Raw genomic sequence first — 23,320 nt, 5'->3', positions numbered from 1 at the left:
CCTCCGCGCATCAGAAGGCCTGCCCGATGCCGAGATAGAAGCCGTAGCCGCGCGATTCCCCCGCTCCGCGATTGAGCGGCACCGCGACATCGGCGCGGATCGGCCCGATCACGGTCCGGTAGCGCAGCCCGACGCCGGCCCCGAAACGGAGATCGCCGAGGTCGGGCAGCAGCGGATCGCGGCCCACCGTGCCGGCATCGAGGAACAGCACGCCGCCGAGTTCGCCCCAGAGGCGCTGGCGGAGCTCGATGCTGCCCTCGACCAGGCTTGCCCCGCCGACGGGCCGGCCCGTCGCGTCGCGCGGGCCGATCGCCTGGTAGGTATAGCCTCGGACCGAGCCGCCGCCGCCGGCGTAGAAGCGCTGGTCGAGCGGCAGCCGGTCGCGCTCCGCGCCCGCGACCGAGCCGAGCGCGCCGCGCAGCGCGACCACGCTGCCGCCGTCGCCCGTCACGTCCCAGTAGGCGCTCGCCGTCAGGCGCAGCCGCGCGAAGACGATCGTCTCGTGCATCTCGTAGGCGGGCGTGGCGGTGAAGGCGACGCGCCACCCGCGCCGCGGGTCGAGCAGGCTGTCGGTACCGTCCCAGCGCACGCCGAGGGTCGCGCCGAGGAGCTGCACCGGCCGCATGTCGTCCTCGCGACCGACGCGGCCGAACTCCGCGAGCGGCCCGCCCAGGACCGCGAGCCGGTCGGTGAGCTGGCGCTCCAGCAGCAGCGAGGCGATCGCCACGTCGCGGTCATAGGCGCGCAGGCGGTCGCGCAGGGCGAAGCCGTCGGCGGTGAGGGTCAGGTCCCGGCCGTAGAGAAAGGGGCTGCGCAGACTGCCCCCGATGCGGAACCCGAAGTCGTCGGCGCCGCCCCGCCCGGTTTCGAGGCGATAGACATCGGCCTCCAGCCGCAGCCGCTCGGCGCCGCCGAGGAGGTTGCGGTGCTCCCAGTAGATTCGGCCGGTCGGGCCGAAATCGGTCTCGTAGGCGAGGGAGAAGCCGACCGCGCGCGGCGGCCGCTCCTCGACCTCGAAGGTGACCGGGAGCGTGCCCGCGGCGTCCAGGCGTTCGGCGGGGCGCGCCCGCACCGCGGCGAACACGCCGAGGGTGCGCAGGTCGCGCCGCACGCGCTCGATCCGTTCCGGGCTGTAGGGTTGCCCGGCGATGCGTCCGGCGAGGCGCTGCAGGAAGACGGCATCGGTCCGCACCTGGCCGACCACGCGCGGCGGGGCGAAGCGGGAGCGCGGTCCGGGGGCGAGGACGAATTCCACCTCCATGCCGCGGTCCCGATGGTCCACGACCACGGTCCGCTCCACGTCGGCGGGGAGGGGGTGGCCGGCGCGGCGCAGCCTGTCGAGCAGCGTCTCCCCGGCGTCGAGGACCGCGGCGGCGGTCGCGGGATCGCCCGGTGCAAGGCCGAAGGGCTCGGCGACGACCGCGGCGACGGCGGCGGCATCGGCCGGCGTGGCGGGTCGGACCGCGACCGAGGTGATCCGGTAGCGCGGACCCGGCTCGACCAGGATGCGGACGGGGACCGGGGCCTCGACCCGCGCGAGGCGTTCCGCGAGGTCGGGGGTGACGGGGAGCGGCAGCCCCGCGATCTCGATCCGCGCCCGGCCCGCATAGTAGCCCTCGGACCGCAAGGCGGCATCGAGCCGCTCGAGATCGCCCAGGGCGCGGCCGACGAGCCCGAAGGCATCGGTCGGCGCCAGCTCGCGCAGCCGCCCGAGCTGCGAGACGCCCGCGATCGCCTCGTCCAGGGCCTCGTCTCCCGTGGGGACGATCTCCAGGGAATAGGGCAGCACCCGTTCCTCGGCGGTCGGCGCCGCCCCGAGCGCCGGCGGGGGAGCCGACGGCTGGGCGGAGACGGCGAAGGGCGAGCAGAGCAGGGCGGCACCGGTGCCCGCCAGCGCGGCGCCCGACAGGAGGAAAGGCGCGCGGCGGGTCCCGCAGGACGTGAGGACGCCGGGCGCCGGACGGGATCTGGGCGTCACCGGGCGCCGGCCGGGCCGTGGTTCCTGCCGGCCTCCGGCGGTCCGCCGGCAGCGGGAGGGAGACGGTCCGGCGGCGTGGCGCGAGGCTCCGGTCCATCGCCCGGCAGCGGCTCGGTCGGCGTCTTCGCGTCCGGCTCCATGATGCCCAATCGCCCCCGGGACCGTGGCTTCCAACTCGGGACAGGCTACCTACGCGACCCTTCGGGCCCGGTTCCGGACCCGGACCAAGATCGGTCCCGGCCCGTGGTTCGGGCAGGTGGCGCGCGACCGGTCCCGCACCCTTGCCGGCCCGGTCCGGCCATCCGGGGCCGTCGTCCGCGAGGACCGCCCGGGTTGCGGCCGGCCTACGGCCGGATGGTCCACTGCCCCGATCGCGCCGTCGGCGCAAGGGTTGGTCGCATCGCGGCGCGATGGGCACCGGACGGAGGTGGCGGGGTGGTGATGGGGCTGCGATGCCCGGGCCGGTCTGGACGCACGCGGCCCGAGGGCGCCTTGCGGCGTTGCGCGAGGCCTGGGCGGGGTGATCCCACCGGGTTACAGGAATGAATATATTTTAAACATTTATTTAAAATATTTTGTGATCGCCTGACGAACAGCCGCGCAGCCCCAGCCGCTTCCCCTCCTGCCCCGGGACCCAGCCGCCCATGCCGACGCCATCCTGGCACATCGCGAAGTTCCGCCGCCTGGACCGCAGGCCGCCGGCCCCACGGCGGCTGATGCGCTTCTAGCGCCAGGCCCGTCCGTCCGGCTCCTCGCCGCAGCCGGCGTGGCGGCCGCTGCCGCCGCGCGGGGGTGGCCCTCTTCGCCCTGATGACCTTCCTCGTCGCTCCGAGGCCGCTGCCGATGAGCTTCGGCGAGTACCGCGAGGCCATCGCGGCCGGCCGCGTCGCCACGGTCCTGGTGCGCCCCGAAGGGGCGGAGGTCACGCTCAGGGGGCGACCATGGCCGCACGCCTCGTCACGTCAGCGCGCCCCTGGCCTGGCACCCGGTGGAGGCGCTGGCCGCCTCGGGCGCCGAGCTCCGCTTCGCGCCCGAGGCACCCGACCGCCTGCCTGCCGTCGCATCGCTGCTCGGCCTCGCCGCCATCCTCGCACTCGCCGCCACCTGGGCGCTGAAGTTGCGCGACCTGACCCGCACCGGCCGGCGCTTCGACGGCGCGAGCGGCGACGGGGCCCGCCGCACCACCTTCGCCGACGTCGCGGGGCAGGAGGAGGCGAAGCAGGAGCTCGGCGACATCGTCGCCTATCTGCGCGATCCGGCGCGCTTCGCGGCCGTCGGCGCCGCGCCCTGCCGCGGCGTGCTGCTCCACGGGCCGCCGGGCAACGGCAAGACGCGCCTCGCCGCGGCGCTCGCCGGCGAGGCCGGCGTGCCGTTCCTGCACGCCTCGGGCGCCGAGTTCGCCGAGATGTTCGTCGGGCTCGGCGCGCTCCGCGTGCGGCGCCTGTTCGCCGAGGCGCGCAAGGCCGCCCCCTGCATCCTCTTCCTCGACGAGATAGACGCCCTCGCGCAGACCCGGGTGGCCGGCGGCACGGGCGGGGACCGGGAGCACGCGCAGACCGTCGCCCAGCTCCTCACCTGCCTCGACGGCCTGGACGGGCGGGAGGGCGTGGTGGTGATCGCCGCGACCAACCTCGTCGAGAACCTCGACCCCGCCCTGCTGCGGCCGGGCCGCTGCGACCGCCGCGTCCTGGTCGGCCGGCCGACCCTGCTGGAGCGGGAGGCGATCCTCGCCCTCCACGCCCGCGGCAAGTCCCTCGCGCCGGAGGTGGACCTGGCGGAGCTCGCGGCGCGCACCCAGGGCATGTCCGGGGCGGACCTCGCGCACCTCGTCAACGACGCCGCCGTGCTGGCGGCGCGGGAGGGGCGCGCGCGGATCGAGCCCGCCGACCTCGACCGCGCCGTGGACCGGGCGCTGCTCGGCCCGGAGCGGCGCGGCCTGGCGCTGGTCGAGGAGGAGCGCCGCGTCGTCGCCGTGCACGAGGCCGGCCACGCCCTGGTCGCGCTGCGCACGCCGGGCGCGGAGCCGCTGCACAAGGTGACGGTGCTGGCGCGCGGCGCGGCGCTCGGCATGGCGGTGCAGCGGCCGGCCGAGGAGCGCTTCCTGCGCACCCGCCGCCAGCTCCTCGCCGAGCTCGCCGTGGCGGCGGGCGGTCGCGCGGCCGAGGAGCTGGTCTTCGGCCCGGAGGCGGTGACCACGGGCGCGGCCGGCGATCTGCGCCACGTCGCCGAGGCGGCGCGGCGGATGGTCTACGAGCTCGGCATGGGGGCGGACGGAGACGGGCCCGCGGCCTTCCTCGCCTGGCCGCAGGACCCGCGCCTCGCCGCCACGGTCTCGCCGGAGGGCCGCGCCCGGCTCGAGGCGGCGGTCGAGCGGCTCGCCCGGGGGGCGCACGAGCAGGCGCGCCGGGTGCTGGAGGCGCACCGGCCGGCGCTGCTCGCCCTGGCCGAGGCGCTGATGCGGCAGGAGACGCTGGACGGGGCGGAGGCGGAGGCCGTGGTGCGCGCCGCCGAGGCGGCGGCGGTGGCGGAGGTCGCCGCCGGGCCCTGATCCGTCCGCCCGCCCCGCAGGGACGGACGGCCTTGCCGCATCCCGGCCGGGCGCAAGGGGGCGGGCGGACCGCCGCGCCTGGCGGCAATCCGCGCCCGCGGCCGTGCCGGCGCGCCGAGCCGGTCCGGCCTTCGCACCGGATGCGCCGCTCGGTAAAAGCCTGACGAAGGGCGGGCCCACCCATCCAGCGCCTGCCCCGGGAGGGACATCCACATGGCGGAGCAGATCAGCCGGCGCGCGGCGCTCGGCTCGGCGCTGGCAGCGGCCGGTGCGCTCGCGGCGCCGGCCATAGCGCAGACGCGCGAGCGCGTCGCGCGCGTCTGGGGCGAGCCGGGCCCCTATGTCGGCGTCTTCACCAACGGGCTGAACGAGTGGGCGCAGCGCTACGCGCCGGGCCTGCGCTTCGAGGCGGAGCAGATCGCCTGGGACCAGGTCTATGTGAAGCTCACCACCGACCTCGCCGCCCGCCGCCCGCCGGCGCTGATCAGCGTGGAGAGCCCGATCGCCTACCAGCTCGCCGCCGAGGGGCTGCTCGAGCCGGTCGAGGACGTGAACCGCGCCATCCGCGCTGCCGAGCGGCTGGTGGACGGCTTCCGCATCGACGATTTCGGCACCTGGAAGGGCACGCAGTACGCGGTGCCGCTGCACCACCAGGGCTGCCTGTTCATCGCGCAGTCCGACGTGCTGGAGGAGGCCGGCCTCTCCGACCCGGCCAACTGGACCTGGCAGGACCTGCTGAACGCCGCCCGCGCGATCCAGCAGAAGCGCCCGGGCATGGCCGGCTTCACCATGGCGCTCGGGCGCAACCTCTGCGGCGACTACCACATCGGCCAGTTCATCTGGCAGGCGGGCGGCCTCACCTGGGACCCGGCACGCAATTTCGAGACTGTGTTCAACAGCCCCGCCACCATCGAGGCCTACGAGTTCATCAAGGAGCTCTACGCCTACATGCCGCGCTCGGCGGTGGAGTTCAGCTTCCTGCAGGTGGTGGACCAGCACGTCACCGGCCGCACCGCGATGAGCCTCTACTGGGGCCGCACCATGGGCCGCGCGGCGGACGAGGCGAGGCCGATCTACGAGAAGATGGAGTACTACCTGAACCCGGCCCATCCGCGCACCGGCGCACGCTGGTCCTGGACCGACATCAACGGCTGGGTCCTGCCGCGGCGCGACAACCCCTTCCTGCGCGAGGCGAAGGAGGCGCTCGCGCATGTGATGAACAGCACGGAGTGGATGGCGCGCTACTCGGCGAGCCTGTTCCCGAACGTCGGCCCGGTGTTCAAGGACCAGGCGGCGGCACCGGCGCTGCAGCAGCACCCCATCTACCAGGCGAAGAAGCGCAGCGTGGACGTGATCTTTACCGGCTTCGTGCCGCACGCCTGCAACAGCGGCTTCGAGCTGCGCAAGGGCATCAGCCCGCTCGCCGGCATCGCGCACGGCCGCAACGTCTGGTCGCAGGTCGCGCAGCGCATGCTGCTCAACAACGAGAGCGCGCGCGCCGCGGTCGAGTGGGGCCACCGGCAGTTCGAGGACATCCGGCGCGAGAACCGCCGCCTGCTGGGCTGACCGACGCCCGTGAGGTTCCGCCTCTCCGACCGGCAGGTGGGGGTGCTGTTCATGCTCCCCCTCCTCCTCGCCGTCGCGCTGTTCCTGGTCTGGCCGATCGTCGAGGCGGTCCGGCTCTCCTTCGTCCGCTACAACCCGCTCCGGCCGGACGACCAGCCCTTCGTCGGGCTCGACAACTACCTCTTCGTCCTCGAGGACCCGCTGTTCTGGGAGAGCTTCCGCCAGGCGCTGGTCTGGACCGGCGTCTCCACCGTGGCGCAGGCGGCGATCGGCGTCGGGCTGGCGCTGCTGCTGCACCAGCCGCTGCGGGGGATCAACGCCTTCCGCGGCCTCTTGCTGTTCCCCTACATCGTGCCGACCGTGGTGATCGCGCTGAACTGGCGCTGGCTGTTCAACGCCGAGATCGGCATCGTCAACCACCTGCTGCTCTCGGCCGGGATCATCTCCGAGCGCGTGGCCTGGCTCTCCACCCCTGACATGGCGATGGCGAGCGCGATCCTGCTCAACGTGTGGAAGTACACGCCCTTCGTCGTGATCGTCGTGCTGGCGCGGCTGCAGACCATCCCGACCGAGCTCTACGACGCGGCCAGGGTGGACGGCGCCGGCGCCCTCCGCCGCTTCCGCGACATCACCCTGCCGCAGCTCGCCGAGGTGCTGGCGGTGGTGGTCGTGTTCCGCACCATCTGGACCTTCAACAAGTTCGAGGAGATCTACCTGCTGACGCGCGGCGGTCCCGGCACCTCCACCTACAACCTCGCCCTCTACGCCTTCGACCAGGCGATGGCGAACCTGCGCATGGGGGTGGGGGCGGCCTCGGGGGTGATCATGCTCGCGCTGCTGCTCGCGGGCAGCCTGCTCTACATCCGCCTCACCGGCTTCGGGCGGGAGGACAGGGCGGCATGAGCCGCCTCGCCGCCGCGCTGGTCTACGCCGTGCTCGGGGCGGTGACCTTCGTGGTCTGCTTCCCGCTGCTCTGGGCGATCTCGACCAGCCTCAAGCCGAAGGAGGAGATCTTCCGCTGGCCGCCGACGCTGATCCCGGAGCGCGTCACCCTCGAGAGCTACCGCGAGCTGCTCTTCGGCGGGGCGGTGGCGAGCGCGCCCGGCGCCGGCGTGCCGCCCTCCGCCTTCTTCGTGGACTGGTTCGTCAACTCGGTGATCGTCTCGGTGGGCTCCACGGCGATCTCGATCACGGTGGCGACGCTCGCCGCCTACTCGCTGACGCGGTTCCGCTTCCGCGGCCAGCGCGCCGTGCCCTACGTGGCGATCCTCGGCTACATGATCCCGAGCGTGATCTTCGTCTTCCCGATGTTCCTCACCATGGTCGCGCTCGACCTGCCGGACACGCTGCTCTCGCTCATCCTCGGCTATGTCTGCATCACGCTGCCCTTCTGCCTCTGGCTGATGTGGGCCTTCTTCCGCGGCGTGCCGATCGAGATCGAGGAGGCGGCGCTGGTGGACGGCGCGACGCGGCTGCAGGTGTTCCGCCAGATCGTGCTGCCGATGGCGCTGCCCGGCATCATCGCGGCGAGCATCTTCTCGCTCATCGTCTCCTGGAACGACTACCTGTTCGGGCGGGTGTTCATGAACTCGATGGACAAGCTGCCGCTCACCGTCGGCGTCATGCACTTCTTCGACGGCACGCATGTGGACTGGGGGCTGATGATGGCCTCGAGCGTGCTGATGACCGTACCGATGGCGGTCCTGTTCGGCTTCATGCAGCGCCACCTGGTGGCGGGCTTCGGCGCGGGGGCGGTGAAGGGGTGACGGACGTCGCCATCCGCCGCCTGTCCAAGAGCTTCGGCGCCAACCGGGTGCTGAAGGCGCTCGACCTCACCGTGCCGAGCCGGCAGTTCGTGACCCTGCTCGGCCCCTCCGGCTGCGGCAAGACGACGCTGCTGCGGCTGATCGCAGGGCTGGAGCAGCCGAGCGAGGGCGAGATCCGCTTCGGCGAGCGCCGCGTGGACGGCCTGCCGCCGGGCGAGCGCAACATCGCCATGGTGTTCCAGTCCTACGCCCTCTACCCGACGATGGACGTGGCGCGGAACATCGGCTACGGCCTCGAGGTCCGCGGCACGCCGAAGGCGGAGCGGCGCGAGCGCGTCGGCGCCGTGGCGAGGGTGCTGGAGATCCTCCACCTCCTCGCGCGCAAGCCGCGCCAGCTCTCCGGCGGCCAGCGCCAGCGCGTCGCGCTCGGGCGCGCGATGGTGCGCAAGCCGGACATCTTCCTGATGGACGAGCCGCTCTCCAACCTCGACGCCAAGCTGCGCGCGGCGATGCGCGGCGAGCTGCGGCGCTTCCACCTCGACCTCGGCACCACCACGATCTACGTCACCCACGACCAGCTCGAGGCGATGACGATGTCCGACCTGGTCGTGGTGATGAACGAGGGCGTGGTGCTGCAGATCGGCACGCCGGAGGAGGTCTATGCGCGCCCCGCCAACCTCTTCGTCGCCGGCTTCATCGGCACGCCGCCGATGAACCTGGTCCCGGCGCGCAACGAGGGCGGGCGGGTGACGGTGGAGGGCCATCCGCTGCCCGTCGCGGCGCCGGCGGGCGCGCCGGCGGAGCTGATCCTCGGCATCCGCCCGCAGGACGTGTCCATGGCCGCGCCGGGCGAGCCCGGCACCATCCCCGGCAAGGTCTGGATGGTCGAGCTGATCGGCAGCGAGCGGCTGATCGAGGTCGAGATCGCGCCGAAGCTCCGCGTCACCGCGCAGGTGCGCGCCTCGCATCGCGCCGCGCTCGACGACGCGGTGGCGGTGCGGCTGGACCCGGCGCAGATCCACCTGTTCGATCCGGCGAGCGGCCGGGCGCTCGCGCGGGACGCGGGGCGGGAGACCGGCGCCCCGCCGGCTTGACGCTCCCGGGCCCGAGCCGCCGGGGGGCCGCGCGGTTGCCGCAGGCCCGCTCAGAGCTGCGACTCGATCGGCAGCCAGCGCACCAGCCCCGCCACCAGGCGCCGCCGCAGCGAGGCGCCGGGCTCGTGGCGCAGCACCTGGAGACGCCCGCCGGCGCCCGTCCCGGTCCATGTGAGCCGCCCGCCCTCGAGGCTGACGCGCCAGCTCCGCGAGGGATCGGCGAGGCGGTCGTGCTCCGCGCGCAGCTCGGCCGCCAGCGCGGGGTGGCTGACGAACGCGCCCATCTCCGTGTTGAGCGCGGCCGAGCGCGGGTCGAGGTTGAAGGAGCCGACGAAGACCGGCCCGTCGTCCACCACGAAGGCCTTGGTGTGCAGGCTCGCCCCGCGCGAGCCGAAGACGCTCGCCTCGTCCTCCTGGCCGCTCGGCTTCAGCTCGAACAGGGCGACGCCGGCGCGCAGCAGCCGGCGGCGGTAGCGCGCATAGCCGCCGTGCACCGCGACGACGTCGGTCGCGGCGAGCGAGTTCGTCACCACGGAGACGCGCACGCCGCGGCCGGTCAGCGCCTGCAGCAGGGCCAGGCCGGCCTCGCCGGGGACGAAGTAGGGCGAGATCAGCAGCGCCTCGCGCCGCGCCGCGCGCAGCGCGTCGGCGATCTCGGGCGCGATGCCGCCGGCGGCGCGCGCTCGGCGCCGCGCCCCGAGCCCGCGCCGCGCCTTCTCCGGCGGGTCCGCCACCACCCGCACCGCGTCGCGGCCGACGGCGACGAGGCCGTCCGCAACCTGCCCCACGGCGTCGCCGATCTCGCCGAGGTGCGCGAGGTAGCGCCGCGCCTCGGGCGCCGCGGCCGCGTCCTCGAACGCCCGCCGCAGGCGCGGCAGGCCGTCCGCGGCCTGGGCGGAGGCGCTGAGCAGGGCGGCCGGGCGGGCGAGCGGGCTGCGCCAGTAGCGCTCGAACGCCGCGACGGCACCCTCCGCCGCGGCGCCGACCAGGGCGATGTCGAGGTCGCGGAAATTGAACTCGCCGGCCCCGGCGCCGAAGTACTCGTCGCCGAGGTTCCGCCCGCCGACGATCGCCACGCGCCCATCGGCGATCCACGCCTTGTTGTGCATGCGCCGGTTCAGGTGCCAGCCGCCGAAGGCGAGTTCCAGCGCGAAGCCGAGCCGGCCGAAGGCGCGCCAGCGCGTGCCGTTGAACAGGCGCACCTCGATCGCGGGATGGGCGTCGAGCGCGGCGAGGATGCGCTCGCGCCCGAGCGCGTAGACGTCGTCGAGCAGCAGGCGCACGCGCACGCCGCGGTCGGCGGCATGGAGCACCTCGCGCGCGAGCAGGCGTCCGGTCACGTCGCCGTGCCAGATGTAGTACTGGAGGTCGAGACGGCGGGTCGCGGCGCGCGCAGTCGCCGCGCGGGCGGCGAAGGCGTCGAGCCCGTCCCGGACGAGGGACGCTCCGCCGGGCGCGCCGCCGAGCTTGCCGAGGACCGCGCCCGCCGCGTCGTCAACGGCCATGGCGGCCGTCCCGGCGGCGGAAGGGGCGCTGGCGTCGCTCATGCCGCCGGCTGCCGCGGCCTGGGTCCGCTGGTCGGCCATCCCGCTCCTCCGACGGTCGGCCCTGGCGGCCCCTCGCCGGCGCAGGCCGAACGGCCGGCAGACGCGACGGTTCTCGCCAGCCATGACGGCGGCGCCGCGGCGGGCGCGGCAGGGCGGGGGAGGGGCGCCCGGCGCTCCTCCCTCCTCAGGCCGCCGCGGCAAGGGGCGGTTCGGCCTCCGCCGCGGCATCCAACCGGACGCGGGCGATCAGGGGCAGGTGGTCGGAGGCGACGCGGGCGAGCGGGCTGTCGTGCACCGCAACCTCGCTCACCAGCCCCTGCGGCCACCCCAGGATGCGGTCGAGCGCGAGGATCGGCAGGCGCGAGGGGAAGCTCGCCGGTCCGGGGCCGATGGGCCCGAAGAGCGGCTCCAGCGCGCGCAGCGAGGAGCGCGCCCCCGGCCGCCACTCGTTGAGGTCGCCGAGCAGGAGCGTGGGCATCGGCTCGCCCTCGGCGAGCACCTGCAGGATGGCGGCCACCTGGCGCGCGCGGCAGCGGCGGAGGAGCCCGAGATGCGCGGCGACCACGCGCAGCCGCCCGGCCGGGAGGTCGAGCTCGGCGACGAGGGCGCCGCGCGGCTCCGCCCCCGGCAGCGCCAACCGGCGGAGCCGCGCCGGGGTGCCGGGCCGGACCAGCAGCGCGTTGCCGTGCCAGCCATGGCCGCCGGGAAGGTCGGAGACGGGCAGCGGGGCGAGGCCCGTCTCGCGCTCCAGCGCCGCGGCGTCGAGCAGGCCGATGCGGCGGCCGAACCGGCGGTCCGCCTCCTGCACCGCGACCAGCTCGGCGCCGAGTTCCGCGATCACGGCCGCGGAACGCACCGGGTCGAAGCGCCCGTCCGTGCCGACGCACTTGTGCAGGTTGTAGGACGCGACCCGCAGCCCCTGGCCGGGCCCCTGCGCCGGCCCCCGCCGCGCCGGCGGCTGCGGCGCGGCGCGACGGCGGAACTCGACGAGAAGGTCGCGCACCGCGCCGCCGGCGGGGCGGCGACGGAGGCGTTCGGACGGCAGGTCGTGGCGATCGGGCGCGCCCGGCTGGCGCGGCGGGGAGGACGGTCGTTGCGGGATCATGCGTCTCGTCGGAAGCCGGGGTCCGTGCGTGAGGCGCCCCGGCGGCCGGGTGCGGCGGGTGGGGAGGTGGATCCTCGGGTGGCGCGTTCCAAGGGGCGCGCCCCGGCCAAGAAAGAACGGCGTCGGGCGCCGGGCGTCAAGCGCGACCTGCGGGTCCGCCCCCTGCACGGCGTCGGCAGCGGCTTCCGTGTCGCCGCCATCTCGTGTCGCGCGCGGAATCTCGAGCGTGGCGCGCTTGACCTGGGTCAAGATGCGCCGCCCGGCCGGGGGCATAGACTTTCGACCGGACTGCGACCACCGGCGGTGCCTCGCGGAGTGGCGAGGCGAAGAGCGGGCCGCCAAGGGCCGCCGCGGCATCACCCCGGCGGTTCGCGGCCGCCTGACCGGCAGCCGGCCACGGCGGCCTTCGCGCTGCGGCGCGACCGGCCCGACCCCCTCGCCGCCCCCTCCGCGCGGAGACCCGATGCATGGCTTCCCCTCCCGATCCTGCCGCGAAGTCCGCGCCGCACCACCGGCCGGGGGACGACGCGGCCGGACGGCCGGCAGGCCGTGACCCGGGCCGGGTTCGGAGATTCCTCGTCGCCGCGCTGGTCGCCGCGGCCGCCCTCGGCGCCTACCTGGCGTGGCGGTCGCTGCAGCCGGAGGGGCTGCCGCCGGGCTTCGCGAGCGGCAACGGCCGCATCGAGGCGGTGGAGATCGACATCGCCACCAAGGCGCCGGGCCGGGTCAGGGAGATCCTGGTGAACGAGGGCGAGTTCGTCCACGCGGACCAGGTCCTCGCCCGGATGGACACCGCCGTGCTCGAGGCGCAGCTCCGCGAGGCCGAGGCCCAGTTGCGGCGCGCCCTCATCGGCATCGAGATCGCCCGCAGCCAGGTGGCGCAGCGCGAGGCGGAGCGGTCGGCGGCGCAGGCCCTGGTGGCGCAGCGCGAAGCCGAGCTGGAGGCCGCGCAGAGGCGCCTTGCGCGCACCGAGGAGCTGGCGGCGCGCGGCGCGGCCCCGCTGCAGACCCTCGACGACGACCGCGCCGGCTTCCAGCGCGCCCGGGCTGCGCTGAGCGCCGCCCGGGCCCAGGAGGCGGCGGCGGAGGCCGCCATCGGCCTCGCGCGGTCGCAGGTGATCGGGGCCGAGTCGGAGGCGGAGGCGGTGCGCGCGACCATCCAGCGCATCCGGGCCGACATCGACGACAGCGCGCTGCGCTCGCCGCGCGACGGGCGCGTCCAGTTCCGCATCGCGCAGCCGGGGGAGGTGCTGCCGGCCGGCGGCCGGGTGCTGAACCTGGTGGATCTCACCGACGTCTACATGACCTTCTTCCTGCCGACGCCGCAGGCGGGCCGCCTGGCGCTCGGGGCCGAGGTGCGGCTGGTGCTCGACGCCGCCCCCCAGTACGTCATCCCCGCGCACGTGTCGTTCGTCGCCGACGTCGCCCAGTTCACGCCTCGCACGGTGGAGACGGCGGGGGAGCGGGTGAAGCTGATGTTCCGCATCCGGGCGAGGATCCCGCCCGAGCTGCTCCGGGCGCACATCGCCCAGGTCAAGACGGGCCTGCCGGGGGTGGCCTATGTGCGCCTCGATCCGCGCCTCGAATGGCCGGACGATCTGCGGGTGCGGCTCCCGCGATGAGCGGCGGCCCGCCGGACGCCGCGGCGACGCCGCCGGTCGCGCGGCTGCGCGAGGTCGGCCTGCGCTACGGCCGGGTCCGCGCCCTCGATGCGGTGAGCCTCGACCTTCCCGCCGGCTGCATGGCTGGGCTGATCGGACCCGACGGCGTCGGCAAGTCGAGCCTGCTTGCGCTGATCGCGGGGGCGCGCGCGGTGCAGTCCGGTCGGGTCGAGGTGTTCGGTGCCGACATGGCCGATGCGCGCGACCGCCGGACGGTCGGCCCGCGCATCGCCTACATGCCGCAGGGCCTCGGCCGGAACCTCTATCCGACGCTCTCGGTGTTCGAGAACATTGACTTCTTCGGCCGGCTGTTCGGCCACGACCGCGCCGAGCGCGAGCGCCGAATCGCGGAGCTGCTGGAGAGCACGGGGCTCGCGCCCTTCGCGGACCGGGCAGCGGGCAAGCTCTCCGGCGGCATGAGGCAGAAGCTCGGCCTCTGCTGCGCGCTGATCCACGATCCCGACCTCCTGGTCCTCGACGAGCCGACCACCGGCGTGGACCCGCTGGCGCGCCGCCGGTTCTGGGAGCTGATCGCCCGCATCCGCGCCGCGCGGCCGGGGATGAGCGTGCTGGTGGCGACCGCCTACATGGAGGAGGCGGCGCGCTTCGACTGGCTGGCGGCGATGGACGCCGGGCGCGTGCTCGCCACCGGGGCGCCACGCGAGCTGCTCGCGCGCACCGGCGCCGGTTCGCTTGAGCAGGCCTTCGTCGCCCTGCTGCCCGAGGAGAAGCGCCGTGGCCACCGGCCGGTGAGGATCCCGCCGCGCCGGGCGGAGGAGGACGGCGCGCCCGTCGCCATCGAGGCGCGCGGGCTGACCAAGCGCTTCGGCGACTTCGTCGCGGTGGACCACGTGACCTTCCGCATCGCCCGTGGCGAGATCTTCGGATTCCTCGGCTCCAACGGCTCCGGCAAGACGACGACGATGAAGATGCTGACCGGCCTGCTGCCGGCCAGCGAGGGGCAGGCCTGGCTGTTCGGCCAGGAGGTGAACCCGCACGACATCGAGACCCGCCGCCGGGTCGGCTACATGTCGCAGGGCTTCTCGCTCTACGCCGAGCTGACGGTGCGGCAGAACCTGGAGCTGCACGCGCGGCTGTTCCGCCTGCCCGCCGACTCCATCCCCGGACGCGTCGAGGAGATGGCGCGGCGTTTCGACCTGGAAGGGATCATGGACGCGCTGCCGAGCGCCCTGCCGCTCGGCCAGCGCCAGCGGCTCTCGCTCGCCGTGGCGATGATCCACCGGCCGGAGATGCTGATCCTCGACGAGCCGACCTCGGGCGTGGACCCCGTGGCGCGCGACGCCTTCTGGCGGATCCTCGTGGACCTCGCGCGCCGCGAGGGGGTGACGATCTTCCTCTCGACCCACCTCATGAACGAGGCGGAGCGCTGCGACCGCATCTCCCTGATGCACGCCGGGCGCGTCCTGGTGAGCGGCGCGCCGGCCGCTCTGATCGCGGAGCGCGGCGTCGCGACGCTCGAGGACGCCTTCATCGCCTATCTCAAGGAGGCGGCGCGCGAGGCCGGGGAGGAGCCCACGACGGCAGCGGCCGGCCCGCCCGTCTCGGCCGCGGCGCCGGCGGGCGCGGGCGGCCCGGCGCGGCACCGCGGCTTCGACCTCCGGCGCATGCTGAGCTACGCCAATCTCGAGGTGCTGGAGCTGCGGCGCGATCCGATCCGCGCGACGCTCGCGCTGGTCGGCAGCATCCTCCTCCTGTTCATCATGGGCTACGGCATCAGCATGGACGTCGAGGACCTCACCGTCGCCGTGCTCGATCGCGACCAGACGACGACCAGCCGGGACTACGCGCTCAACATCGCCGGCTCGCGCTACTTCATCGAGCGGCCGCCGCTCGCCGACCACGCTGAGCTCGACCGGCGGATGAGCGCGGGCGAGCTGAGCGTGGCGATCGAGATCCCGCCGGGCTTCGGGCGCGACGTGGCGCGCGGCCGGCCGACGCAGATCGGCGCCTGGATCGACGGCGCGATGCCGATGCGCGCCGAGACCGTCCGCGGCTACGTGGAAGGCATGCACGCGCGGTGGCTGGCCGAGCGGGCGGCCCGCGCGCGCGGCGCGGCCGCCCCGCCGGCGCCTTTCACGATCGAGACGCGGTTCCGCTACAACCCGGACGTCCGCAGCCTGGTCGCCATGGTGCCGGCGATGATCCCGATCCTGCTGCTGCTGGTCCCGGCGATGCTGACCGCGCTCAGCGTGGTGCGCGAGAAGGAGCTGGGCTCGATCGTCAACTTCCACGTCACGCCGGTCACCCGCCTCGAGTTCCTGCTCGGCAAGCAGATGCCCTACCTCCTGCTGGCGATGCTGAACTTCCTGGTGCTCGCGCTGCTCGCGGTCACCGCCTTCGGCGTGCCCTTCACGGGAAGCTTCGCGACGCTGGCTGCGGCGACGCTCGTCTACGTCGCCGCGACGACGGCGATCGGCCTCCTGATCTCCTCCTTCATGCGCAGCCAGGTGGCCGCCATCTTCGGGACCGCGATCATCACCATGCTGCCGGCGACCCAGTTCTCCGGCCTGCTCGATCCCGTGTCGTCGCTCGAGGGGGCGGGCGCCCTGATCGGGCAGGTCTATCCGACGACGCACTACCTCAACATCGCGCGCGGCACCTTCTCCAAGGCGCTGGAGTTCCAGGACCTGCGGGCGGCCTTCGTCCCGCTGGCGCTCGCCGCGCCGGTGCTGATCGGACTGTCCGCAGCGCTGCTCCGGAAGCAGGAGCGCTGAGGGCGATGCGCGCCGCCAACGTCTTCCATCTCGGCGTCAAGGAGCTGCGCAGCCTCGCCCGCGACCCGATCATGCTCGCGCTGATCGCCTATGCCTTCACCCTGGCGATCTACGCCTCCTCCACCGCCCTGCCGGAGACGCTCAACCGGGCGCCGATCGCGATCGTGGACGAGGACCGCTCGCCGCTCTCGACCCGCATCGCGGGCGCGTTCTACCCGCCCTACTTCCTGCCGCCCGCGATGATCGGCCAGGCCGAGATGGACGCGCGGATGGACGCCGGGCTCGACACCTTCGCGCTGAACATCCCCCCCGGGTTCCAGCGGGACGTGCTGGCCGGGCGGAACCCGGCGATCCAGCTCAACGTGGACGCCACCCGCATGAGCCAGGCGTTCGTCGGCAGCGGCCACATCCAGGCCATCGTCTCCGACGAGGTGGCGGCGTTCGTCCGGCGTGACCGCGCACGCGAAACGCCGCCCGTGGACCTCGTACTGCGGGCACGCTTCAATCCCGAGCTGAACAAGTCCTGGTTCGGCGCCATCGTCCAGGTGATCAACAACGTCACCATGCTCTCGATCGTGCTCACCGGCGCGGCGCTGATCCGAGAGCGCGAGCACGGCACCATCGAGCACCTGCTGGTGATGCCGGTCACGCCCCTTGAGATCATGACCGGCAAGGTGTGGGCGATGGGACTGGTGGTGCTGCTCGCCGCGGCCTTCTCGCTGACCTTCGTGGTGCAGGGGCTGCTGGCGGTGCCGATCGGGGGATCGGTCGCGCTGTTCCTCGCCGGCGCCACCGTCCACCTGTTCGCCACCACCTCGATGGGCATCTTCCTCGGCACGGTCGCGCGCTCGATGCCGCAGTTCGGGCTGCTGCTGATCCTGGTGATGATCCCGCTGCAGATGCTCTCCGGCGGCTCGACGCCCCGCGAGAGCATGCCGGAGGCGGTGCAGTTCGCGATGCTCGCCGCGCCGACGACCCACTTCGTGATCCTGGCGCAGGCGATCCTCTACCGCGGCGCGGGGCTGTCGGTGGTCTGGCCGCAGTTTGTCGCGCTCGCGGTGATCGGCTCGGCGCTGTTCGCCTGCGCGCTGGCGCGGTTCCGCTCGGCCATCGGCGCGGCGGGATGAGGCCGGCCGGGGCCGGCGGTCGCCGGCGGTCCCGGACGGCGCGGGCCCGTCCGCCGTTCAGTCGGTGCGCACCCCCGAGCGCTCCGCGATGGTCCGCCACTTCTGCGCCTCGCTGCGGACGAAGGCGGCGAACTCCTCCGGCGAGGTCCAGGTCGCCTCGGCGCCCTGGGAGGCGAGGCCCTCGCGCACCTCGCGGGTCTCGGCGGCCTTGCGCACGGCCTCGGAGAGGCGGGCGACGACGGGCCGCGGCAGGCCGGCGGGGCCGACCAGGCAGTACCAGTTCTCGGCCAGCAGCTCCGGGTAGCCGAACTCGCCGGTGGTCGGCAGGTCGGGCAGGGAGGGGCTGCGCCGCGCGCTCGCCATCGCGAGCGGGGTGAGCGTCCCGCCGCGGATGTGCGGCATCAGCACCGGCAGGTCGGCGAACAGGAGCTGGATCTGCCCGGCGATCAGGTCGGTCACCGAGGGCGCGGCACCGCGATAGGGCACGACCACGACGTCGGCGCCGGTCTGCACCTTGAACAGCTCGGCCGCGAGATGCGACAGCCCGGCGGCGCCCGCCGTGCCGATGTTGAGCTTGCCGGGCTCGCGCCGCACCAGCTCCAGCAGCTCGGGCAGCGTCCGCACGCCGACCCTCGGATTCGCCACCAGCGCCTCCGGCACGCGGGTGACGACGCTGATCAGGGTGAAGTCGTCCGGCACCCGGTAGGGGACGTTGCTGCTGACATAGGGGCTGATCACGAGCGAGCCGCCGTTGGTGACGGCCAGCGTGTGGCCGTCCGGCTGCGCGCGCACGGCCGCATCCGTCCCGACCACGCCGCCCGCGCCGGTGCGGTTCTCGACCACGACGGGCTGGCCGAGCAGCGCGGAGAGCTGCGGGCCGTAGAGCCGGGCGATGATGTCGTTCGGTCCGCCGGGCGGGAAGGGCACGATCAGCCGGATCGGCCGGCTCGGCCAGTCCTGCGCCCGGGCCGGGATGGGCGCGGCGGCGAGGGCGAGGCCGGAGCGCAGCAGTCCACGACGGTTCATCGATCCTGTCCTCCCTTGGGTGGGCCCAGTGTGGCGCCCCTAGCCGCCCGCGGCAAACCGCCCGGCGGTCGGGCGGGCGCCGCCCGTATCCAATCCGCTGCCATCCTGCTACCCGACGGACATCACAGGGAGGGCGAGCCGATGATCGAGGACACGCCGGACATCGCGACCCGGGACGGCGCGATGGAGACCTTCGTCTGCCGGCCGGAGCGCGGCGGCCCGCACCCGCCGGTGCTGATGCTGATGGACGCGCCGGGCATCCGCGAGGAGCTGCGCGACATGGCGCGCCGCCTCGCGACCGTCGGCTTCTGCGTCCTCCTGCCGAACCTCTACTACCGGGCCGGACGCGACACGAAGTTCGGGCCCGGCGTGCTGGAGCACGGCCATCCCGAGCGGGAGCGCATGCGCGCCATCCGTACCCGGATGACGATTCCGCCGGTGATGGAGGACGTGGGGGCGATGCTGGCCTTCCTCGACGCGCGCCCGGAGTGGGCGCGGCCCGGCCCGGTGGGGTGCCACGGCTACTGCATGAGCGGCCCCTACGCCCTCGCCGCGGCGGCGCGCTATCCCGGCCGGATCGCGGCCGCGGCCTCGTTCTACGGCACCTGGCTGGTCAGCGACGCCGAGGAGAGCCCGCATCTCTCGCTCGGCAGGACCCGGGGCGAGCTCTACATCGCCTGCGCCGAGCACGACGAGCTCGCCCCGCTGCCGATGGTCGAGGCGCTGCGCGGCCTGTTCGGGCGCTCCGGCGCGCGGGGCGAGATCGAGGTCTATCCCGGCGTCCACCACGGCTTCGCCTTCCCCGAGCGCGCCGTCTACGACAAGCCGGCCGCGGAGCGGCACTGGGAGCGGCTGATCGCCCTCTACCGGCGCCGCCTCGAGCGCGGCGCCTGAGGCGCGCGGGCCGACCGCTCAGGCGGCGGCGTCGGGCCGGCGCGCGGCGCGTCGGGCGGCCGGGCAACGCCCCGCGTGGCGGGGAGGGGCCGCCGCCCGCACGGGGCGCCCGATGCGGCGAGCCGCCCGGCGCAGGCGGAAATCCCGCCGGGCCGGGCGGCCACGGGGAGCATCAGGGCAGGCCGCCGGCGGTCGCCCGCGCCCCCGGCACGCGCTCCGTCACGAAGCTCATCACGATCTCCAGCAGGCCGATCAGGACGTGGGGCAGCCAGACGATGTGGGCGAAGCCGAACAGCCAGGGCGAGATGACCAGCACGATGCCGCCGACCGCGTCGAGCACGAGGTGGGTCGGCATCGGGATGGACCGCATCAGCCCCAGCTCGTAGTTGGTAAAGAGGCTGTAGACGATCAGGATCGCGCCGAGCGCGACGGTCACCCACTGCGCCGCACCGCCGTTGGCGAAGCCGAGCAGCCAGGGCGCGAGGATGAGCACCACGCCGATCACGTAGTCGATGACGCCATGGGTGCGGGTTGTCACGAAGCGCATGGGAAGCCTCCTCGATATGCGCTGCGGTTGCCTGGGCGGCGCGGGGAGGGCCGCTCAACGAGGGGCGCCCGGCCCGGGCGGAGCCGCGGGCGCGCAGGCCGGCGGCCCCACGGCGGCGGCCGGGACGATGGGCCGCCCCGGGGCATCGCGGGTGGCGGAACCGGCCTGCCGCGGTCCGGCCCATGCGCGCCCCGCGGGGGTGCCGGCGGTTGGCGCGGGTGCCCTGGATGCTCCTGGTCCGACGTCGTTGGCCATGCTCCCGGCCGCTCTCATCCGAACGCCACCGATGCGGGGCACCAGGCACGCCGCGGCCCCGACCGCGCGGCGAACCCGGCTGCGTTGCGGCCGCGCCCTGCCGGCGCGGCGCCCACCCTGCTCCGCGGCGGCGATAACGGCCCGGGGAGCCCGCCGACGCGAGGGCACCGGCTGAAAATCGGGCGATTTCGCCCGCCGACGGTTCCGGCTCCCGCACGAAGGCCGATCCGCCGGCGGATCGGCGCGGTCAGACGCGCGTGCCCTCGATCACCTCGCCGAAGCGGCGCCAGGTCGTGCCGTCCCAGCGCTGGAGCTGCATCTGGCGGATCGGATGGTAGTTGTCCGGCGCCGTGTTGATCCGGATGCCCGGCAGCAGCGTCGGGATCTCCAGGTCGCGCAGGCCGGTCGCCTGGCGCATGATGTTCTGGCGCGAGAAATCCGTGCCGCACTGGCGCAGCACCTGCATCAGCGTCAGGGCGACGCCGTAGGCGTAGACGTAGTTGATGTCGGTCGTGTCGGCGCCCGGCATGTGGCGCCGCATGAAGGCGCGCCATTCGTTCATGCCGGGGTCGTTGTCCCACGCCGGGTCGGTCGGGTCCTTGTTGTAGGCCGCGGTGATGATGCCGATCCCCTTCTCCGGCCCGGCCGGCTGCATCACCGAGGCGACCGAGACCGAGACGCTGGTCAGGAAGTGCAGCGGGCGCCAGCCGATGTCGTGCACCTTGCGGATGGCCTGGGCCGCGAACTTCGGCGTCGTCGCGGTCAGCAGCGCGTCCGCGCCGCTCGCCTGGAGGCTGATGACCTGCGAGTCGACCGTGGCGTCCGTCACCTCGTGCGAGGCCGCGCGCACCACGCGGTCGAAGCGGTCGCCGAGGACGTCGCGCACGCCGGCGATGTAGTCCTTGCCGAAGTCGTCGTTCTGGTAGAGCAGCGCAAGCCTGGCGTCGGGGTTCCGGTCCAGCATGTGCTTGGCGTAGACCTGTGCCTCGGTCCGATAGCTGGGCTGCCAGCCGATGGTCCACGGCGTCTGGCGGTAGTCGCCCCATTTGTCTGCGCCGGAGGCGACGAAGAGGTGCGGCACGCGGCGCTGGTTCACGTAGCGCACGATCGCGCTGTTCGACGGCGTGCCGAGGGTGTTGAACAGAAAGGCGACGCCGTCCTGCTCGACCAGGCGGCGCACCTGCTCGACCGCACGTGGGGGGCTGTAGCCGTCGTCGTAGGAGAGGAAGACGATCTGCCGGCCGCCGATCCCGCCCTGCTCGTTCACCATGCGGAAGAACGCCGCGTGGCAGCGCGAGATCACCGCGTAGGCGGAGGCCGGGCCGCTGTATGCGTTGGTGTTGCCGATCCTGATCTCGGTTGCGGTGACGCCCGGCGTCGTGGACCGCGCCTCGGCCCGCCGCCAGGGCGAGAGCGGCGCCGCCGCGACGCCCGCGGCGGCGGCGATGAGGCTGCGTCGGTTCGGCATCTGGCGTATCCTCGTCATCCTCGCGGAGCGGCGCGTCCCCCAGCGCCGCCGAGCGGGGTCCCGGCGATCGCCGGGCCCCGCATTTATATCACCGGCCGCCGTCGCGCCGCCACAGGCGCGCCACGGCGAGTCGCCCGATTCCCGCGGCGCCGCCGGGCAGCACGAACAGCAGCAGGATCAGCAGCACCCCGTAGATCGCGCCCGGTGCCGCCTTGGAAATGCTCTCAGCGAGGTTTGGGACGAATACGATGAACAATCCGCCAACCACCGCACCGCCGATCGAGGCTGCGCCGCCCACGACCATGCCGACGAACAGCGTGATGGACAGCATGACCGTGAAACTGTCCGGCGCGACGAACTCGACCGCCACTGCGCCGAGCGCGCCGGCGAGCCCGGTCAGCGCCGCGCCCGCTGCGAAGGTCCGCGTCTTCACCGCGGCGAGGTCCATGCCCATCGCCTCGGCCGCGACCGGATGGTCGCGGATCGCCCTCATCGCCCGCCCGATCCGCCCGCGCACCAGGTTCCAGGCGGCGAGGAACAGCGCCGCCGAGATGGCCAGCGTCGTCAGGTAGAGCCACTGGTCCGCCTCGATCGGCAGGAAGGCGGGCGGGTCCGGCTTGGCGATGAAGAGGCCCTGCACCCCGCCGGTCCAGTCCTCGATCGCCCGGTGCTTGAGGATCTGCGGCACCGCGACCGCGAGCGAGAAGGTGGTCAGCGCGAGGTAGAAGCCGCCGAGGCGCAGCGCCGGGAAGCCGACCGCGTAGCCGAGTGCGCCGCTGGCCAGACCCGCGACCGGCAGCGTCGCCCAGAACGGCCAGTCGAAATGCGTCATCAGGATCGCCGTCGTATAGGCGCCGGCCGCGTAGAAGGCGCCGTGGCCGAGCGAGATCTGCCCGTTGTAGCCGGTCACCAGGTTGAGCCCGAGGATCGCCACCGCGTAGCCGGCCGCGAGGGTGAGCTGGAACAGGCGGAAGGGGCTGAGCAGGAAGGCCGACGCGATCAGCACCGCCGCGCCGGCCAGCAGCAGCGCGAACGCGATGGCGCGGCGCTGCCGGGATGCCGCCGGGGCGTCCGGCCCGGCCGCGCCGGACGCACGGGCGCTGCCGATCGGCGGTCCGCTCACACGCGGCTCTCGACCGCCCGGCCGAACAGGCCGGACGGGCGCAGCAGCAGCACGCCGACGATGATCGCAAGCGCCAGAGTCAGCTTCAGCTCGGCGCCCACCAGGTAGGCGCCGGCGAGGTTCTCGACCACCCCGACGAGGAAGCCGCCCGCGACCGCCCCCGCCGGGTTGTCTATGCCGCCGAGCAGCGCGCCGGCGAAGGCGTAGAGCAGCACGCCGAGCATCATGTTGGGCTCGAGGAACACCACCGGTGCCACCATCACCCCCGCCACCGCCCCGATCGCCGCCGCGAGCCCCCAGCCGAGCGCGAGCATCCAGCCGACGCGGATGCCGACCAGGCGCGCCGAGACCGGATTGTAGGCCGCCGCGCGCATCGCGAGCCCCAGTCCGGTGTGGCGGAAGAACGCCCAGACCAGCGCCAGCACGGCGAGCGTCACCGCTGTCGAGCCGAGCGCGTGGCCGGAGACGAGGCCGCCGAGCAGCGGCGCGCTCGTCTCGAAGGGGCTGGGGAAGGGTCTGACCGCGTAGCCGAAGATGGCGCCGGTGATGCTGTTGAAGATCAGCATCAGCCCGATGAACGCGCAGACCACGGCGAGGACGGGCGCGCTCCGCATCGGCCGCAGCAGCACCCGCTCGATCGCGACCCCGACGGCGAAGGAGGCGAAGACCGTGCCGAGCAGCGCCGCCCACCACGGCGCGCCTCCCTGCACCGCGGCCCAGGCGAGATAGGTGGAGAAGGTCGCCATCTCCCCCTGCGCGAAGTTCACGTGGTGCGTCGCCTGGTAGATCATCACGAGCGCCAGCGCGACCGAGGCGTAGATGCCCCCGGTCGCGATGCCGGCGACGAGCTGGTGCGCGAAGCCTTCCATCGCCTCTGCCC

General features: G+C 74.1%; 17 protein-coding genes. 9 read left to right on the top strand and 8 right to left on the bottom strand.

Features of this window, described 5'->3' with window-relative positions; genetic code table 11:
• Positions 1-10 precede the first annotated feature (10 nt).
• The gene (locus IEX99_RS06770) at positions 11-1,789 is read right to left on the bottom strand and encodes an autotransporter assembly complex protein TamA (RefSeq protein WP_188899250.1); all 1,779 of its coding nucleotides are present in this window, start codon (positions 1,787-1,789) and stop codon (positions 11-13) included.
• Between the two features lie 1,177 nt (positions 1,790-2,966).
• On the opposite strand from IEX99_RS06770, the gene IEX99_RS06765 reads away from it, so the two are divergent.
• The 5 genes from IEX99_RS06765 to IEX99_RS06745 all read left to right on the top strand — a co-directional run bounded on the left by IEX99_RS06765 (position 2,967) and on the right by IEX99_RS06745 (position 8,952).
• Positions 2,967-4,526 carry an ATP-dependent metallopeptidase FtsH/Yme1/Tma family protein gene (locus tag IEX99_RS06765; RefSeq protein ID WP_188899249.1) on the top strand — a complete coding sequence of 520 codons (1,560 nt, stop codon included), beginning with the start codon at positions 2,967-2,969 and terminating at the stop codon, positions 4,524-4,526.
• A gap of 213 nt (positions 4,527-4,739) precedes the next feature.
• Complete coding sequence (locus IEX99_RS06760) at positions 4,740-6,092, top strand: ABC transporter substrate-binding protein (RefSeq protein WP_188899248.1); 1,353 nt, start codon at positions 4,740-4,742, stop codon at positions 6,090-6,092.
• 9 nt (positions 6,093-6,101) lie between these two features.
• Entirely contained in the window at positions 6,102-6,995 is an 894-nt protein-coding gene (locus IEX99_RS06755) for a carbohydrate ABC transporter permease (RefSeq protein ID WP_188899247.1), read from the top strand.
• Positions 6,992-7,858 (top strand): carbohydrate ABC transporter permease, encoded by an 867-nt coding sequence (locus IEX99_RS06750; protein ID WP_188899246.1) that lies wholly within the window; start codon positions 6,992-6,994, stop codon positions 7,856-7,858. The genes IEX99_RS06755 and IEX99_RS06750 overlap by 4 nt, the downstream gene beginning before the upstream one ends.
• The gene (locus IEX99_RS06745; protein WP_188899245.1) at positions 7,855-8,952 is read left to right on the top strand and encodes an ABC transporter ATP-binding protein; all 1,098 of its coding nucleotides are present in this window, start codon (positions 7,855-7,857) and stop codon (positions 8,950-8,952) included. The genes IEX99_RS06750 and IEX99_RS06745 overlap by 4 nt, the downstream gene beginning before the upstream one ends.
• 50 nt (positions 8,953-9,002) lie before the next feature.
• Here the strand turns inward: IEX99_RS06745 and IEX99_RS06740 are convergent, their stop codons facing one another.
• Both IEX99_RS06740 and IEX99_RS06735 read right to left on the bottom strand, forming a co-directional pair.
• A complete protein-coding gene (locus IEX99_RS06740) occupies positions 9,003-10,457 on the bottom strand; it encodes a phospholipase D family protein (protein WP_188899244.1) in 1,455 nt (484 codons plus the stop codon).
• Between the two features lie 226 nt (positions 10,458-10,683).
• A complete protein-coding gene (locus IEX99_RS06735) occupies positions 10,684-11,604 on the bottom strand; it encodes an endonuclease/exonuclease/phosphatase family protein (protein WP_229677849.1) in 921 nt (306 codons plus the stop codon).
• A 467-nt stretch (positions 11,605-12,071) separates the two neighbouring features.
• On the opposite strand from IEX99_RS06735, the gene IEX99_RS06730 reads away from it, so the two are divergent.
• Genes IEX99_RS06730 through IEX99_RS06720 form a run of 3 tightly spaced genes read left to right on the top strand, consistent with a single transcriptional unit; the run spans position 12,072 to position 17,127 of the window.
• On the top strand, positions 12,072-13,226 hold the full coding sequence (locus IEX99_RS06730; protein WP_188899243.1) for an HlyD family secretion protein: 1,155 nt from the start codon (positions 12,072-12,074) through the stop codon (positions 13,224-13,226).
• Complete coding sequence (rbbA, locus tag IEX99_RS06725; RefSeq protein ID WP_188899242.1) at positions 13,223-16,000, top strand: ribosome-associated ATPase/putative transporter RbbA; 2,778 nt, start codon at positions 13,223-13,225, stop codon at positions 15,998-16,000. The genes IEX99_RS06730 and rbbA overlap by 4 nt, the downstream gene beginning before the upstream one ends.
• 5 nt (positions 16,001-16,005) lie before the next feature.
• Positions 16,006-17,127: an ABC transporter permease gene (locus IEX99_RS06720; RefSeq protein ID WP_188899241.1), complete on the top strand. Its 1,122-nt coding sequence runs from the start codon at positions 16,006-16,008 to the stop codon at positions 17,125-17,127.
• 57 nt (positions 17,128-17,184) lie between these two features.
• On the opposite strand, the gene IEX99_RS06715 is transcribed toward IEX99_RS06720, so the two are convergent.
• On the bottom strand, positions 17,185-18,153 hold the full coding sequence (locus IEX99_RS06715; protein WP_188899240.1) for a Bug family tripartite tricarboxylate transporter substrate binding protein: 969 nt from the start codon (positions 18,151-18,153) through the stop codon (positions 17,185-17,187).
• A gap of 141 nt (positions 18,154-18,294) precedes the next feature.
• Between IEX99_RS06715 and IEX99_RS06710 the strand changes: the two genes are divergently transcribed.
• Complete coding sequence (locus tag IEX99_RS06710) at positions 18,295-19,047, top strand: dienelactone hydrolase family protein (protein WP_188899239.1); 753 nt, start codon at positions 18,295-18,297, stop codon at positions 19,045-19,047.
• 172 nt (positions 19,048-19,219) lie between these two features.
• Here IEX99_RS06710 and IEX99_RS06705 read toward each other — a convergent pair whose 3' ends face one another.
• The 4 genes from IEX99_RS06705 to IEX99_RS06690 form a co-directional block, all read right to left on the bottom strand.
• On the bottom strand, positions 19,220-19,594 hold the full coding sequence (locus tag IEX99_RS06705; RefSeq protein WP_188899238.1) for an SPW repeat domain-containing protein: 375 nt from the start codon (positions 19,592-19,594) through the stop codon (positions 19,220-19,222).
• A gap of 502 nt (positions 19,595-20,096) precedes the next feature.
• Positions 20,097-21,317: an ABC transporter substrate-binding protein gene (locus IEX99_RS06700; protein ID WP_188899237.1), complete on the bottom strand. Its 1,221-nt coding sequence runs from the start codon at positions 21,315-21,317 to the stop codon at positions 20,097-20,099.
• 88 nt (positions 21,318-21,405) lie between these two features.
• Positions 21,406-22,440, bottom strand: coding sequence for a branched-chain amino acid ABC transporter permease (locus tag IEX99_RS06695; protein ID WP_188899236.1), 1,035 nt, complete (start codon positions 22,438-22,440; stop codon positions 21,406-21,408).
• A complete protein-coding gene (locus IEX99_RS06690) occupies positions 22,437-23,309 on the bottom strand; it encodes a branched-chain amino acid ABC transporter permease (RefSeq protein WP_188899235.1) in 873 nt (290 codons plus the stop codon). Before IEX99_RS06690 ends, IEX99_RS06695 begins: the two co-directional genes overlap by 4 nt.
• Positions 23,310-23,320: the final 11 nt, after the last annotated feature.

Origin of the sequence: Caldovatus sediminis, assembly GCF_014644455.1 — a bacterium.
GTDB lineage: Bacteria > Pseudomonadota > Alphaproteobacteria > Acetobacterales > Acetobacteraceae > Caldovatus > Caldovatus sediminis.
Note: the sequence above shows the minus strand (reverse complement) of the source record. Positions and strands in the feature narration are given on the sequence as shown.